Origin of the sequence: Rothia similimucilaginosa (assembly GCF_029850875.1) — a bacterium.
GTDB lineage: Bacteria > Actinomycetota > Actinomycetes > Actinomycetales > Micrococcaceae > Rothia.
The window spans coordinates 36,528-52,198 of record NZ_JAOVAM010000006.1 but is presented as its reverse complement, the minus strand read 5'-3'; the positions used below and the strand labels follow the sequence as shown (position 1 = coordinate 52,198).

Genomic DNA, 15,671 nt, shown 5'->3' with positions numbered 1-15,671 from the left:
TCCTGCAGATGAAAGAGGGACCCATGCGCGAACGAGCCGCGCTATCAAACGCTCCGGAGGGCTACTTAGATTTTCACGACGAGTACGCGGAACTCATCGCTGAACTCGCCGCACTGGGGTTAACCCCTACCCAGGTTCTCCGCCGCCTCAATTTTCTGTACCCGCGCATCAACAAGAAGCACCTGAATTATGCGCTGAACTCCGGCATCTGGCAGTTTGGCCCGGTCACGGCAGAGGCCCCAAGCTACACGGTGCTCGCCTGCGGCCTCTGGTATGTTTTCGCGGAAGCCTACGATCTGCCCCCGGAGCCCGAGTACGCGGCGTTAATTCTTGATTGCGATATTATCCATGACCTGCCACCCGCGCTGGAGGCGCGCCACTTCAATAGCGAAGACATCGCCACCATCCTGGCGAAGATTGGCGCAACGCTCAAGTACCTTGCCGCGCACCCCTACTCCCAGCTGGAGGAAGAGGCGTACGCGCAGACCCTCGAGGACATCCGGCAGCGCGGCGTGAAAGAAATCGGCACCGAGGGCGGTAGCCTATACACCCTGCTTGCCTCCAGCATGGAGGGCGAATCGGCGTGGCCTGCCCCCGCGCAGACGGTAAACGACTACCTCGGCGACGGCGACTGGTCCCTGGGTATGCTCCGTACCGGCATCTATCCGGCGGAGGCGCTCGAAAACGAGTGGTACATTGACGCCACCTCGGTACCCGAGGATTTTGCGCCGAAGACCCTGAGCCTCTTTTTGAGCTATTGTGCCCGCTACGACCGCGAACCGACGGCACTAAACTACGGCTACTGGTCTACCATTCCCACACTCATTGAGCAGGTGCCGCCCCTGGGAGCGGTACGCGCCAAGTTCGGCTCCTGGCAGGCGACCCTGCATCGCGGACGCGTACAGATTGCCCGCGAGCTGCGCCTGTGGAGGAGGAACGAAGCAAACGAAGCTGCCGCTGAGGCGAGCGCCGCTGAGTCAAGTGCCCCGGAGGAGCGTGAGCTCCTCAATGCTGAGCTGGGTAACGCTGAGCTGACCGAAGCAGAACTAGCAGAGCTGGATATCCCGGAGAAGTCCCCCGCGGACGCTCCCGCAGAGCCCGCGCGTCTGAGCGCCCGCGAACTCACCGAGCAGGGCATCGGCGTGGTGCAAACCGCCCACACCGACCTGGCGGCGTACCACCGCACCCAGTGGGAGCAGACGGTGAAAGTCTTCGGCGAACGCCTCGCTCAGCTTGCCTGGAACCGCCGCCTGAGCACCTACTACTTCTTTGACGGCGCCTGCCTGGAAGACGCCGACCCAACCCCCGTGGTGACGGTTTTCCGCTCCCCCACCGGCTTCCTCTGCGAGCTCGAACCTACCGCCGAGGCGCTACCCGCCTTTGACCCCGAGTTCCTGCAGGAGCACGGCTGGAGGCACCCGGTGCCGGTGCATGCGCTGTGGAACCTGCACGCGCTCGACCCACTGGAGGCTGCTGCCGCCGTCATCGAGGCGATGCGTTCCGGTTGCGGTTGTGAACGCTGGGATTTCTACCGCACCGATGATGAGGACCCGCTGGCTGAAGAGGTGGAGACGGATTCCGTCTAAGCACACACTCCCGTGCGCCTCTCAGGTTCATCGATAGAGATAGCAAAAGCCCGCACACCTACCCTGAAAGAGTAGCGGCGCGGGCTTTACGCATGCGCTGGTAGCCGGGCCGATAGTCGGCGCGGCTTAGCATGGTTGCTTAGCGTGCCGAGAAAATTTCGGACGCCTCCACAATCGCAATCTGTGCGGTGCGGGTTGAGATTGCCTCTTCGCGGCGTGCATCAGCGCGGCGCTTGAAGAACCAGCCGATGCCCAGAATCGCGAACCAGACGGGCATCGCAAGCAGACCCATGAGGGTTTCCTCATCCATGGTGAGAACACCGATAGTGAAGGCAAAGAACGCCAGCGCCAGCCACGCGGAGAAACGGCCACCGGGCAGGCGGAAGTGCGACTTCTCGTGGCGCGAGGGGAACTTCTTGCGGTACATCAGGTAGCTGACCATAATCATGGTCCAGGCAAAAATCACCAGCACCGCAGCCACGGTAGTAACCAGGTTAAACGCACGAGAAATCGAGTCACCCGCGTAGAGCAGCACGATGGAGGACAGCAGCATCACGGCGGAGAGGAACAGCGCGTTACGCGGCACACCGTTCTTAGAGATCTTGCCCAGAAACTTGGGGGCGCTGCGCTCGCGTGCCAGACCGAATGCCATACGCGAGGTCGAGAAGATACCGGAGTTCGCTGAGGAGGTTGCGCTGGTAATCACCACAAAGTTAATAATGTGTGCGGCGATACCCAAGCCCGCCAGAGTGAACATGGCCACGAAGGGGCTCTTATCGGGGCTGATGAGGCGCCAGGGGGTAACCATCAGGATAGTGACGAGTGCACCCACGTAGAAGACCATAATACGTACCGGTACGGCGTTGATTGCCTTGGGCAGGGTCTTTTCGGGGTCCTGGGTTTCTGCGGCAGTGGTACCAACCAGCTCGGAGCCCATGAACGCAAAGACGGCAATCTGGAATGCGCCAAGGAAGCCGATGAAGTGGTTCGGGAACATGCCGCCGTCATTCCAGAGGTTTGCAAAAGAGGCCTGAGCACCACTGGGTGAGGTGAAGCCGACAGCGACCATGCCGCCGCCAACGATAATCAGGGCAACGATAGCGACAATCTTGATCATGGAGAACCAGAATTCGATTTCGCCAAAGTTCTTCACGGATACCAGATTCAAGGTCAGCAGAACACCGATGACGGCGAGCGCCGGGATCCAGGCTTGTAGGTCGGGCCACCACATACGCAGGTAGCCAACAATTGCGATAATATCCGCGACGGCGGTGACCACCCACATGAACCAGTAGGACCAGCCGAGGAAGAACCCGGCCATGGGGCCGACCAGGTCGGTGGTGAAGTCGGAGAAGGACTTGTACTTCAGGTTGGAGAGCAGGATTTCACCCATAGCTCGCAGCACCAGGAAGATGAAGGCGCCGATGAGCATGTAAACGAAAATCACGGAGGGGCCTGCGAGGGAGATGGCGCGACCAGAGCCCATGAATAGGCCTGTGCCGATGGCGCCACCGATGGCAATCAGCTGGATGTGGCGGTTACTGAGGCCACGGTGCAGTCGTTCTCCCTGTTCTGAAGCTTTTAGTTTGAGGGTTGCGTTGTTCTGCTCGGTCACAGCATCCTCTTTTCTGCGGTTGGTACCCCGTACCGCATGTGCCGTTGCTAGATGACAACTGTCATATCACAGCAGATAGGATCTCTGTATGAATATGCGGCTAGTTGCTTTGCGGGGCGGCCCCGGATTTCGGGGCGTGGCTGGGGCTCTACCAGTTACCGCACTGTGTTCGGAAGTGTCACACTATCGACCAACGCGGAGTTTATCTGGGTGCTCTCACAGCTATTTGAATAGTTATTCTACAGGATATTGGGGGTTCAGGAGTGGATTTTCAGCAAAAATTGTGACTTATGTCTATTATTTAGGTCATACTACCCGGTGTGAACTATCCCCTCATCACACACAGAAACATACGCAAGCCCCGCCTCCACATCCAAAAAGAATGTGAAAACGGGGCTTAAACGCTATACCAATACGTACCAACGCAAGAACAGAATTACTTCTGAGAAGCCTCGTCATCGCTGTTTTCAGAAGCCAACGCGCGGGCACGCTTCGCCGCATGGCGGCGAGTCAGAATCTCGTAGCCGATAGCCAGAGCAATGAACCAGACGGGGGTCAGAGCCAAAGCGACAGCGGTATCCGGGTACAGGCTCAGGGCGTATACCATCACGGCAAAGAAGACCAGACCAAACCAACTCATACCGATACCCCAGGGCATCTTATACTCTGACGCCTCGTGGCGTTCAGGGAACTTCTTGCGGTACACCAGATACGCAATCAGAATCATGCTCCAGGTGAAGACACCCATCATCGATGCCACAGAGGTCACCACAGTGAACGCCTCCATAATGCCACTACCGGCATAGAGCATAACCAGGCTGAACAGCAGCATCACAGTGGTCAGGTACAGGGCATTGGCGGGCACACCATTCTTGGTGAGCTTGCCCAACGCGGAGGGTGCGGCACCGTCGTGCGCCAGACCGTAGACCATGCGGGAGGTTGAGAAAATACCAGAGTTCGCCGAGGACGCCGCGGAGGTCAGCACCACAAAATTCACCAGGGAGGCGGCAACACCAATGCCAGCCAGGGAAAACATACCCACGAAGGGGCTCATGGACTTATCCAGCTTGTCCCAAGGGGTTACGGCGAGGATGGTCAGCAGCGGCAGGGCGTAGAAGAGACCAATGCGGAAGGGCACCGCGTTAATTGCCTTGGGCAGGGTGCGTTCGGGGTGTTCGGTTTCCGCCACGGCGGCGCCGACCAGCTCAGCGCCCACAAAGGCGAAGAGTGCAATCTGGAAGGCACCCAGGAAGCCCATCAGGCCCTGGGTGAAGATACCGCTACCGGAGGGGCCGGGGTGATCCCAGAGATTCGCTACGGAGGCGACGGTACCGTCGGGGCTGGTGAAGCTGAAGGCGACCATGAGCGCACCCACAACAATGAGCAGCACAATGGCGACGATTTTAATGACGGCGAACCAGAATTCGATTTCGCCGAAGTTCTTCACTGAGGGCAGATTCAGCAGAAGCAGAGCCACGATCACGGTCAGCGCCGGGGCAAAGGCGGGGATGTCCGGCCACCAGTATTTGACGTAGCCGGTAATGGCAATGACGTCCGCAATGCCGGTGACCACCCAGAAGAACCAGTAAGACCAGCCGACAAAGAACCCGGCACGAAGGCCAAGGATGTCGGTAATGAAGTCGGTGAAGGATTTGTAGTTGGGGTTGGAGAGTAGAATCTCGCCCATGGCGCGCAGCACAAAGTAGATGACGCTACCGATAATTGCGTAGACGAAGACGATGGAGGGGCCGGTTAGCGCAATAGTCTTTGCCGAGCCGAGGAAGAGGCCGGTGCCGATAGCACCACCAATAGCAATGAGCTGGATATGCCGGAAGCTGAGTCCGCGTTGGAGCTTGGAGTGCTCTGCTTCGGAGTCTAGGCCGGTGACGGAGTTATGCGGCGTTGGCTGCTGTGTCACGTATTTCTCTTTCCTGCGTCGGTTCGCCTTAGTTTGGTTTGGGCGGTTCCGGGTGGTTGGTATTCATGCATATTTCTTGGTGGCAAGAAGGAGGGGAGCCTCGCATTTCCTCAGGTTGTGCAGAGCGCTTGAGCTTGTGGACTCCGATTTCACGGGGTTGCCGTTTTCTTACATCACGGATAAAGAATTATGCAGAGAATGAATAATTTCAAATTTTACCTCTTAAGACCCACATGAGCACAAGGAATCCAACAGAAGATAGGGGTGCAAGTGCCCAAAAATTTCTATGAGCGAATTTTGTGCTATACCCGGTTGGAATTTGTGGTGCCAAAGAATATTTAGAAGATTTACATGTAAAACTTTACAAAGCACGGAACTGGGTCTAGAGTAGAAACTGTTCAACAAAAACCTAACCAACCAACTACCAAGCAGAAGGACACAATAATGGGCAAGTTCTCCAACGCAGCACTTCGACTCACCGCCGGCGCACTCATCCTCGACGCAGGCGTCAAGAAGTTCAAGGCAGACGAAGGTACCTACGCCTTCCTGCAGCAGATGGCGGCAACCGGTGTTCCCGCAGTCTCCAAGCTGGACGCAACAACCTTCGGTAAGCTCATCTCCGGCGCAGAAACCGCACTCGGCGCAACCCTACTGACCCCATTCATCCCCGCACGCTTGGCGGGCGCAGGTCTGACCGCATTCGCGGCAAGCCTGATGACCATGTACTTCCGCAATCCGGACATGCACGACGAGCTCTTCCGCCCCACCCAGGACGGCCAGCAGCTCGCAAACAACATTGTGCTGCTCGGCGCAGGCCTGGCGCTGCTGGGCTCCAAGAAGTAAGCCCCACACGCTAGCTCACTCAAACGACCTCACAAAAGTGCGGCGGGAACAGTATTCGTTCTCGCCGCACTTTTGTATGCTCGCTAAATTTCTACGCCCGTAGGATGTACATCGCGCCCACCCTACGCTCGGATAGCTCAGCGTCACGCCAGCCCCACACACCACGAAACCGCACGGTGTAGCGGCGCTACGCTATTCTTTTAGGTATGTCTACTGAGAACACACAGCCTAGCCAGGCACCCGAATCTACCGAAGAAAAGGCCAAGAAGCCGGTTCCCGTGGAATTCTTCCGCCAGCCCTACTCCTTCGTCCGCCGCGGTGACCGCCTCACCGCGCGTCGTCAGAAGGCGTGGGACGCCTACTCCCCCACCCATGTGCTGGACATCCCGCGCCTGCGCACCGATACTTCCGTAGCCCCCGAGGCGACTTTCGACCCGGTCAAGATTTACGGCCGTAAGGCGTACCAGGTCGTCGAGATTGGTTCCGGTCTGGGAGAGGCAATCGTGCACCGCGCAGTTGAGGTGCCCGAGGCAAACTTCCTTGCCGTTGAGGTGTACACCCCCGGCATCGCAGACCTGCTGCTGAAGATGGGTAACGCCGGCGTGGAGAACGTGCGTGTGGCTCAGGCGAACGCACCCGAGCTGCTCGACAACATGCTTGAGGAGAACTCCGTGGATGAGCTGTGGGTGTTCTTCCCGGATCCCTGGCACAAGTCCCGCCACCACAAGCGCCGCCTGGTGTCCCCGGCGTTTGCTGATAAGGTTGCGCGTGTGCTCAAGCCCGGCGGCATTTGGCGTCTGGCGACTGACTGGGAGGAGTACGCCCTGGTCATGCGTGAGGTTCTGGAGGCGCACCCCGACTTTGAGAACGTGAACCCAGGCGCCGGTGCGACCGAGGAGGATCCGCTGGGTGGCTGGGCTCCGCGTTGGGAGGGTCGTACTCTCACCAGCTTTGAGCGTAAGGCTCAGGAGGCGGGCCGCCGCGCGCACGATCTGACTTACCGCCGCAAGTAAGCGGAGCAGCGCTAGCAAGAGTTACCGCCATGTGATTTCCCGCCGCCGCGCAAAGTGCATACGTTAAAGAAGGTGAGGCTCCCCGATCATTCGGGGAGCCTCACCTTCTTGTGTGTGGGTCTGAGTGCATGCGGGCGGGGGTCTACCCTACCTCGCTCGCACAACGCTAAGACGCACAAGCCTATATGGGTGGCTGACTAGCGTAGATGGGCCAGAACAGCCGAGCCGTTTATCCTAGCCTAACAGGTTAACGCGGCTTACGGTAGAGCACCACCGCCGAAGAACGCCGACGAGGCGCCGGGCGGGTACCGCGGGCAATATGCACCACATCGCCACTGGTACCGGCGGCGAACACGCGCTCCGCCATGCCCAGCTTCACCTTCGCGTCCTCAACCTGACGCTGCAACGCCGCGATCTGCTCCTGTTGCTGCTCCACGAGGGATTCCAGCTCAATAATGCGGCGAATACCTTCCAGGGAGACACCTTCCTGCGAGAGCTGCTGAATCTGCTGCAGACGGTTCACATCACGCTGCGAATAGCGGCGCGCCTTACCCGGCGCACGCGAAGGCTGGACCAGGCCAATACGGTCGTACTGGCGCAGAGTCTGTGGGTGCATGCCGGCCAGTTCAGCCGCCACAGAAATCACGAAAACCGGGCGGTCCACACTGTGCAATGGTTTGCCGCTACGGGACTTAGATGATGATTCTCGAGATGCCATGGTTTACTTCGCCTTCTTCAACAGATCCTTACGCGGGTCCTCCTGCGGTACCAGTTTTACGAATTTATCGAATGCTTCCTGCGCCTCTGCGCTCAGCTCGGTGGGGAGTACGATTTCGGGGATGACCAGCAGGTCGCCGTCGCCGCCCTTAGCCTTGAAGCCGCGGCCCTTAGCACGCAGTCGGCGGCCGACCTGGCCGGGTGCCAAGCGCAGTTTCACGGTGGATGCGTCGGGCAGGGGCACCTCAATCACGGCGCCGTCGACGGCCTCGGCGAGGGTGACGGGTGCGCGCAGAATCAGGTTGTTGCCCTCGCGGGAGTACACGGAATCTTCGGAGACGCGCACGGTGACCTTCAGGTCACCGCCGCGCAGACCCTTGCCGCGCAGTCGAACCTTCTGACCGTCCTTGATACCTGCGGGGATGCGTGCCTCGGTGTGGGAGCCGTCCGGCAGGAACACAGTCACGGTCGCGCCGGTGTATGCCTGGGCGAGGCTGATGCGGGTGCTGGTAGTACTTTCTTCGGGTGCTGCGTGCTGTGCGCCGCCGAAGCCGCCACCACCCATGCCGCCGAAGTCTGCGCTGGTGAAGCCTGCGGAGCGTCGGGAGCCGCCGGCACTGCCACCGAAGAGGCCGCCGAGCAGGTCGTCAATGTTGATCCCTGCGCCGCCGTTGCTGAAGCCACCGAATGCGTCCGCGCCGGGGTAACCGGTGTAACCGCCACCGCCGAAACCCCCCATGCCTGCGGCACCGTAGCGGCGGATCTGGTCATACTCTTCACGCTGCTTCTTATCGGAGAGCACATCGTATGCTTCCGAGATTTCCTTGAACTTCTTCTCTGCTGCGGCGTCGCCGGGGTTAAGGTCCGGGTGGTACTTGCGTGAGAGCTTGCGATACGCCTTCTTAATGTCGCTTTCGCTGGCATCTTCGCTAACACCTAGGGTCTTGTAGAAGTCGTCAGTTATCCAGTTTTCGCTTGCCATGTTGTGTTTCTCCTTCGTGCGGTGATGCGCCGCCCTCCTCGGTTACGGGACGGCTTGCAGGGGCACCGCGTGCTTGTCTTAATACTCTATATAAAAGTTTAGTCTACTTGACTCAATTTTGAAAGGGCTGAGCCCCAAAAAATAGCACCCCTACAAGCCTGTTAACCGCCGCCACAGCTCGCCGAAACCCACGCCAACACCGAGCATAGCGAGCCAGGCAAACATCAGGGCGGGTACTCCCCCATCAGGGAGAGCACCCGCCCGTCGTTAGTTATTCAGCCAATGCTTAGCCGACCACCTTACGGTGCGACAGCCACAGCCACCTGAGCGGTACGAACCACGCGGTCGTTCACACGGTAGCCGTAACGCAGAACCATGGAGACATGATCCTCAGCCACCTCGTCGGTGGGCTGCTGCAGTACAGCTTCGTGGATATTCGGGTCGAAGGCATCGCCTACTTCACCGAAACGCTCCACGCCTTGCTTGCCGAGCAGCTCTTCGAGCTTCGCAGCGATGGAGGCGAAGGGGCCGTCCTGCAGGTCACCGTGCTTGCGTGCGGCGTCGATGTCGTCGAACACCGGCAGTAGGGAACCGACCAGGTCACCGATGACGAAGAGTCGCAGCTGCTCCTTTTCGCGGGCAGTGCGGTTCTTGTAGTTGGTGAACTCAGCCTGCAGGCGAAGCAGGGAGTCTAGGCGCTCTGCGGCGAGTGCCGCATCCGCAGATTCTGCTTCTACGGCGTCCTGGAGCTCAGCCTCGACGGCTTCCGCTGCGTCGTCGGTGTTTTCTGCCGATTCAGCTTCGGGGTGGCCTTCCGCTGCGGGGGCGTTGAATGCCTCCTCCAGCGGGTCGGGGGTGACGTTTTCCTGCTCAGCCATGATTACTTCTTCTCGTCTTCGTCGATGACCTCGGCGTCGACAACGTCCTCATCAGCGGCGGGCTTGGACTCGGATGCCTCAGCCTGTGCTGCTGCGTAGAGTGCCTCGCCCAGCTTGGACTGGGATGCCTGTAGCTTCTCGAATGCGGACTTCACTGCTGCGTCGTCGTCGCCTTCGAGTGCCTTCTTCAGCTCGTCGACATCACCCTGGACCTCGGTCTTGACATCCTCGGGCAGCTTGTCGCCGTTCTCCTTCAGGAGCTTCTCGACGGAGTATGCGACGGACTCAGCCGCATTGCGGGTGTCAGCAGCCTCGCGGCGTGCCTTGTCCTGCTCTGCGTGTGCTTCTGCGTCCTTGACCATGCGGTCGATGTCGTCCTTGGAGAGGGAGGAACCGCCGGTGATGGTCATGGACTGCTCAACACCGGTGCCCTTGTCCTTTGCGGAGACGTGCACGATGCCGTTTGCGTCGATGTCGAAGGTGACCTCAATCTGGGGCACACCGCGGGGTGCGGGGGCGATGCCGGTCAGCTCGAAGGTACCCAGGTTCTTGTTGTCGCGAGTGAACTCACGCTCACCCTGGAAGACCTGAATGGTCACGGAGGGCTGGTTGTCCTCTGCGGTGGTGAAGGTCTCAGAACGCTTGGTCGGGATTGCGGTGTTGCGCTCGATCAGCTTGGTCATCACGCCGCCCTTGGTCTCGATACCGAGGGAGAGGGGGGTAACGTCAATCAGCAGAACGTCCTTACGGTCGCCCTTCAGAACGCCTGCCTGCAGTGCTGCACCCATTGCCACGACCTCGTCAGGGTTGACGCTCTTGTTGGGCTCGCGGCCGGTTACTTCCTTGACGAGCTCAGCGACGGCGGGCATACGGGTGGAGCCACCGACCAGAACGACCTCGGAAATCTCGGAGACGGACACGCCGGCTTCCTTGATGACGTCGAGCACGGGCTTCTTGGTGCGCTCGAGCAGGTCGCGGGTCAGTTCCTCGAACTTTGCGCGGGTCAGCTTCTCATCCAGGTGGATGGGGCCCTCGGGGGTGACAGACAGGTACTGCAGCGAGATGTTGGTGCTGGTTGCGCTGGACAGTTCCTTCTTAGCCTGCTCAGCTGCTTCCTGCAGACGCTGCAGCGCGATCTTGTCCTTGGACAGGTCTGCGCCGGTGTTTGCCTTCACCTGTGTGAGCAGCCACTCAACGACGCGGTGGTCCCAGTCGTCGCCACCGAGGCGGTTGTCACCGCTGGTTGCACGAACCTGGATGGTGGAGAAGCCGTCTTCGTCCTTGCCAACTTCCAGCAGGGAGACGTCGAAGGTACCGCCACCGAGGTCGAAGACCAGGATGAGCTCGTCTTCCTTACCCTTGTCCAGGCCGTATGCCAGTGCTGCGGCGGTGGGCTCGTTGACGATACGCAGGACGTTCAGGCCTGCAATCTCGCCGGCTTCCTTGGTTGCCTGACGCTCAGCGTCGTTGAAGTATGCCGGGACGGTGATGACAGCGTCGGTGACGGTGTCGTTCAGGAATGCCTCTGCGTCACCCTTCAGCTTCATGAGGGTTCGTGCGGAGATTTCCTGGGGGGTGTACTTCTTGCCGTCAATCTCGGTGGTCCAGTCGGTGCCCATGTGGCGCTTGACGGAGGAGATGGTGCGGTCGACGTTGGTCACTGCCTGACGCTTTGCGACGTTACCGACCAGGACCTCGCCGTCCTTGGAGAACGCGACGACGGAGGGGGTGGTGCGGGTGCCTTCTGCGTTGGCGATGACGACGGGGTCGCCGCCTTCGAGAACCGAAACGACAGAGTTGGTGGTACCGAGGTCAATGCCTACTGCACGTGCCATATGTATTCACTCCTTGTGATCAGCGCCCCGCTTCTTCTAATACGAGGCGGGTTAGTTTGAAAATTGTGGAGGCGGTCGGTGCTGCGCATGACGCTCCGTGTGGAGTGGTCTGCGCGGCTTCCTTGAGCCTCATGTACTCAAGTATGCACTCTCCCGGAGGGGCTGTCAATAGAGTTGAGCGAACTTTACTCAACTTTTTTGTGTGGAGGGGCGTGAAGGGTGGGTTTTTCGGGGTTCTGGATGGCCGTTTTACGGGGGATTTTAGGGTGGCGGCGAGGCGTAAATGGGCAGTTTTACCCCGAAATTCCGGGGGTTTTGCGTTGGGTGAGGGTGCAGCGAGGCGATTCAGCGCACGGCGGACATATGGGGCGCGATTGGGCGGAAAATTTTTTAAAAACGGGGCGGAAAACCCAAAAATTGGGGTGGGAGAGGCGCCGAGGGGCTCCTATATAGGGTGTGGTGCTTCATGCTGATACCTCAGCTATGAGCACCCGCCATGCTCCGTCAATATCCAGGTTCACACCATCGCGATTCCTAACCCAGGGAACTAATCTAGAGGAAGCCCCCATACCAAAATTCATTAATTTGACAGGTAGAGCAAGGGAAAAGCCCCCCCCCCAGTGTGCAACATGAACGACGAGCTCAACAGTAGATAGACAGTAGATAGAGAGCCCTTCACAATGAGGCTTTGCTACCTCCCTAAGCAGACACAAGCGGCAGCTATAGAATATTCACCGAAAAATCACACAAAAATACTGCAAGACACATCTCTACACACTTACAATGATTAGGTAGCTTGCTTTCACAGAGCAGAAGCACTAGCGCAAGCTACGCCCAAACTTAGAACCACACCTATCACCGTAGACAGGAGATATCTCATGCTCGAGAAATTACGAAAGCTTTCAGCAAATTTTCGGAACACATCAGAAAGTGAACCAGATAAAGAGTGGGAGCGCTTGAAGAACGAAAGAAATGAGCAGTTTAAAACATTTTCCAATGGCGTGAAATCAATCAATAAATCAAACATTGACGACTACTTTAATCTTGCCAACGAGTGGCTAAAATCATATCCAGAAGGTTGCCAAGAAGAGACAATTAAAGAGTCACAGGAAATCATAGATAATCTCTGTAAAACATTTCAAGCTGATTCCAATAAATCAAAATCTGACATTCTTCTAATCCTTCAGAAGATAAGTGACATATACAAAAATATCGATCGAAAAAATTCCAAATATAGCCCCTTATGGAATGAAATTAAATACCAATTATCCAATCTCGACATTGCCGTACCAATAAAAGACCTCCACCTGCATAATGTAGATTTTTCCAACTCAAAATTTAAACCCCCCGCAGGATTTGAATCATGCAAATTCTCCGGCGAATGCAGGTTCTGGAGAGGCAGTTCCGAGGGAGGATTTTTTATCAAGTCTTCAGAAATTGCTGGCAAAATGATTTTTATTAGTTTTGATTTCTTTGGATACGCCGAGTTCTCTGATTTGGACATAAGCTATCAGGATGCTTTTGCATTTATGTTTGCCCATTTTTACGAAAATTCAGTTTTTGATGAAATTCGGTTCAGCGAGGACTGTCGTGACGGAATGTACACCAGCATGAACGCGGCCTATTTCTCCAACAAACATGACCACACATTCCGCCCCGAAAGTGCTTTCGAAAGGACGAGAATGGGAGAAGTAACTTTCGAGGGAGTTACTAAATTACTCCCATCTGGAGCAGGTCTTTTCAATCCAGACACAGGCGAAGATGATATCAAAATTCTTCCCCGACAAAAGCAGCAAGGAATTGAACCAAATTAGATTATTCTAACTTGAACCATCATATATAAATTTATTTTTAATAATACACCTTATTTTAGAATTTGATTGTCTTTACTTCCGCTATATATTTATCAGATGAATACACTAGAAGACAGTAAGGACGATATTAAGAGCCCCGCCTGCGCATCTCGTGCAGGCGGGGCATCTTCTTTTAACCAGCGCGAGCGCGCAAGGGTGGGGCTCTCCCCTATGCTGGTTATAAGCCAGCACCGGAGCAGGAAGGGCACACCACAATGAACCTCAACAAACTCCTCACCACGCTACGGCAACGCAAAAACACCCCGGCACACAACCTGCCGGCTGGGCGGCGCGAACACTACAGGCACGCACTCGAACAATTCCTCGACGGGCAGCCCGCCGTACGCCTCGGCGGGGCGTACACGCTCGTAAACCTCGCAGACGAATGGCTCACCGACGTATCCCTCCCCGAGCAGGTATGCCACGAAGAAGCCCAAGCCATTATCGACGCGCTGACCGAGTGCATCCGCACGCCCTACCCCCTCGCGCAGAAGCGGCAGGTCCTAGAAGCAGACGAGGCCCCCGAAGGGTACGAAGGCGACTTTACGCGCGATCAGGAGGCACTACGCGAAGAGCAGCTAGTGCGCCGCACAGTCTTCATGAAGTTCAGCCGCCGCCTCGCCACCGCCGAGAGCACCGAAAAAGACAACGAGGATGACCAGCACACGATGCCGTCGATATCGCCCACATGGGCTGATTTGCGCTTCGACTTTGGCGGCGCACCCATCTTCTACCCGCTACGGCAGCTGCACTTTCAAAACGCCGATTTCGCCTCCGCAACCTTCTACGGCCCGGCGGATTTCTTCGGCGCAACCTTCCACGGTGACACCATCTTCTCCGCAGCGCAGTTCACCGCTGACGCATCCTTCCACGGCGCGAACTTCAACGACTGGGTGGGCTTCAGTGCCGCACACTTCGCAGGCGCGGCAGAGTTCAGCGGGGCACGCTTTGCAGACGCGGCAAGCTTCGCAACCGTAACCTTCACCGACGAGGCTGACTTCTCAGACGCGGTCTTCTCGGCTGCGGCTGACTTCGCGGTATCCGCTTTCAAATCCGATGCCGACTTCTCACGCCTGAACACCGCAGGCATAGCCAGCTTCGCGGCGGTCACCTTCGACGGAAAGGCAGTATTCACCGCCTCCACGTTCCACGATGAAGCGCACTTCGCCGCGTCGGTCTTCAACCGCCCCTCGGTGTTCTCCAAGTCGCTTTTCGGCGGGGCCGCGCGCTTTGCCGGTATAGTGACCAAGCAGTCCGCAATGTTCAGCAACGTACGCTTTGCGAGCGCGGCGGACTTTAGCGGGGCGTCCTTCACACAGTACGAGGATTTTGGTGGGGCGCGGTTCGACGGCGACGCCACGTTCAGCCGGACGTCTTTTATTGCGCTTCCGAGGACGCGCTATGAGATGGACTTCCCGCAGGGAGCGAACTTCAGTAACGCGACCTTCGCGCAGGATGCCGACTTTAGTAAGACGACGTTCACGGCGCATGTCAGCTTCTACAAGGCAACGTTCGCGCGGGAGGTGAGCTTCAACGGGGCGAGCTTTGAGGGCGCCTACTTCGCGGATGCGACGTTCGGTCATGGCGCGGATTTCAGGCAGACTAGCTTCATGTATGTTAAGCCGTCCTTTGAGGCTTTGGAGAGGCGGCTGCAGAGGGCACGGTTCTCGGCACAGGCGGATCCGCAGGATTACCTGTTCGAGGCGCGCCCGGAGAGCCCTCACGGTTTCAGCTGCGGCGAGGCGGAGCTTCTTAATAGAACGTTCATTCTCCCTGTTGGTGCGGTGCTGTACGACCCGGATTCCTGGGACGAAGAGCAGCAGGAGTACACCCACATCAGTGAGCCCGCGCAGTAATATCCAAAGGCCCCGCCACATTGAATATGTGGTGGGGCCTTTGCGCACGTGGTGGACTCTACCGAGCAGCTGCGTCGAAAAATAACGGTACGAAAAACCCCGCTTGAGAGAGTATGCTCTAGCGGGGTTTTTCGAATTATATCTACCCGGATTCGTTTATCGCTTTCCAGCGGCATTACGCCATTTCTGAGATAAACAAACTTAAATTGGGTAGCAAAAATCCGCGGAATGTGTGTCATCTGCTAAAATCAGCAGTGACAACGTAATTCCGCGTTGTCTCTATCCAAGTAAATAGAGAGGAGGGGAACTCCTATGGGTGAAAACCATTTTTGGTTATTCATCGAACGGGGTAGCTATGTGGTTACCCTGCTTGCTGGTCTCGTAGAGATGTGTGAGTTGATCGCTTCCCATCTCTTCTAGAGATCCCTATGTGGGGCTGCTGGCGATGCTCTAACATCGCTGGTAGCTCCATTTTTATTTTATGGTCATTATGCATAAGGACATGCCGTGTACATATGACCGTATATCTAATAATGTAGCGTATTTCTTAAGACATAACAACACGACAGCACTAA

The 15,671-nt window shown here is 57.3% G+C and carries 11 protein-coding genes; 5 read left to right on the top strand and 6 right to left on the bottom strand.

The window, feature by feature from the left end; genetic code table 11:
* Nucleotides 1–23 precede the first annotated feature (23 nt).
* On the top strand, nucleotides 24–1,586 hold the full coding sequence (locus QFX05_RS05765; protein ID WP_279741707.1) for a dehydrogenase: 1,563 nt from the start codon (nucleotides 24–26) through the stop codon (nucleotides 1,584–1,586).
* A 139-nt stretch (nucleotides 1,587–1,725) separates the two neighbouring features.
* On the opposite strand, the gene QFX05_RS05760 is transcribed toward QFX05_RS05765, so the two are convergent.
* Nucleotides 1,726–3,201 (bottom strand): amino acid permease, encoded by a 1,476-nt coding sequence (locus QFX05_RS05760; protein WP_279741705.1) that lies wholly within the window; start codon nucleotides 3,199–3,201, stop codon nucleotides 1,726–1,728.
* A 436-nt stretch (nucleotides 3,202–3,637) separates the two neighbouring features.
* Entirely contained in the window at nucleotides 3,638–5,119 is a 1,482-nt protein-coding gene (locus tag QFX05_RS05755; RefSeq protein WP_279741703.1) for an amino acid permease, read from the bottom strand.
* A gap of 444 nt (nucleotides 5,120–5,563) precedes the next feature.
* Here QFX05_RS05755 and QFX05_RS05750 point away from each other — a divergent pair, with 444 nt between their 5' ends.
* A complete protein-coding gene (locus QFX05_RS05750; protein ID WP_279741701.1) occupies nucleotides 5,564–5,962 on the top strand; it encodes a hypothetical protein in 399 nt (132 codons plus the stop codon).
* Between the two features lie 206 nt (nucleotides 5,963–6,168).
* Entirely contained in the window at nucleotides 6,169–6,975 is an 807-nt protein-coding gene (trmB, locus tag QFX05_RS05745) for a tRNA (guanosine(46)-N7)-methyltransferase TrmB (protein WP_279741699.1), read from the top strand.
* Nucleotides 6,976–7,222: 247 nt separating this feature from the next.
* Here the strand turns inward: trmB and QFX05_RS05740 are convergent, their stop codons facing one another.
* From QFX05_RS05740 to dnaK, 4 genes are all read right to left on the bottom strand, one after another.
* A complete protein-coding gene (locus QFX05_RS05740) occupies nucleotides 7,223–7,693 on the bottom strand; it encodes a heat shock protein transcriptional repressor HspR (RefSeq protein ID WP_279741696.1) in 471 nt (156 codons plus the stop codon).
* Between the two features lie 3 nt (nucleotides 7,694–7,696).
* Nucleotides 7,697–8,674 (bottom strand): DnaJ domain-containing protein, encoded by a 978-nt coding sequence (locus QFX05_RS05735; RefSeq protein WP_279741695.1) that lies wholly within the window; start codon nucleotides 8,672–8,674, stop codon nucleotides 7,697–7,699.
* 299 nt (nucleotides 8,675–8,973) lie between these two features.
* The gene (locus QFX05_RS05730; RefSeq protein ID WP_279741693.1) at nucleotides 8,974–9,552 is read right to left on the bottom strand and encodes a nucleotide exchange factor GrpE; all 579 of its coding nucleotides are present in this window, start codon (nucleotides 9,550–9,552) and stop codon (nucleotides 8,974–8,976) included.
* Between the two features lie 2 nt (nucleotides 9,553–9,554).
* A complete protein-coding gene (gene dnaK, locus QFX05_RS05725) occupies nucleotides 9,555–11,387 on the bottom strand; it encodes a molecular chaperone DnaK (protein ID WP_279741692.1) in 1,833 nt (610 codons plus the stop codon).
* Nucleotides 11,388–12,265: 878 nt separating this feature from the next.
* Between dnaK and QFX05_RS05720 the strand changes: the two genes are divergently transcribed.
* Nucleotides 12,266–13,201: a hypothetical protein gene (locus QFX05_RS05720; RefSeq protein ID WP_279741690.1), complete on the top strand. Its 936-nt coding sequence runs from the start codon at nucleotides 12,266–12,268 to the stop codon at nucleotides 13,199–13,201.
* A gap of 254 nt (nucleotides 13,202–13,455) precedes the next feature.
* Nucleotides 13,456–15,096 (top strand): pentapeptide repeat-containing protein, encoded by a 1,641-nt coding sequence (locus tag QFX05_RS05715; protein WP_279741688.1) that lies wholly within the window; start codon nucleotides 13,456–13,458, stop codon nucleotides 15,094–15,096.
* Nucleotides 15,097–15,671: the final 575 nt, after the last annotated feature.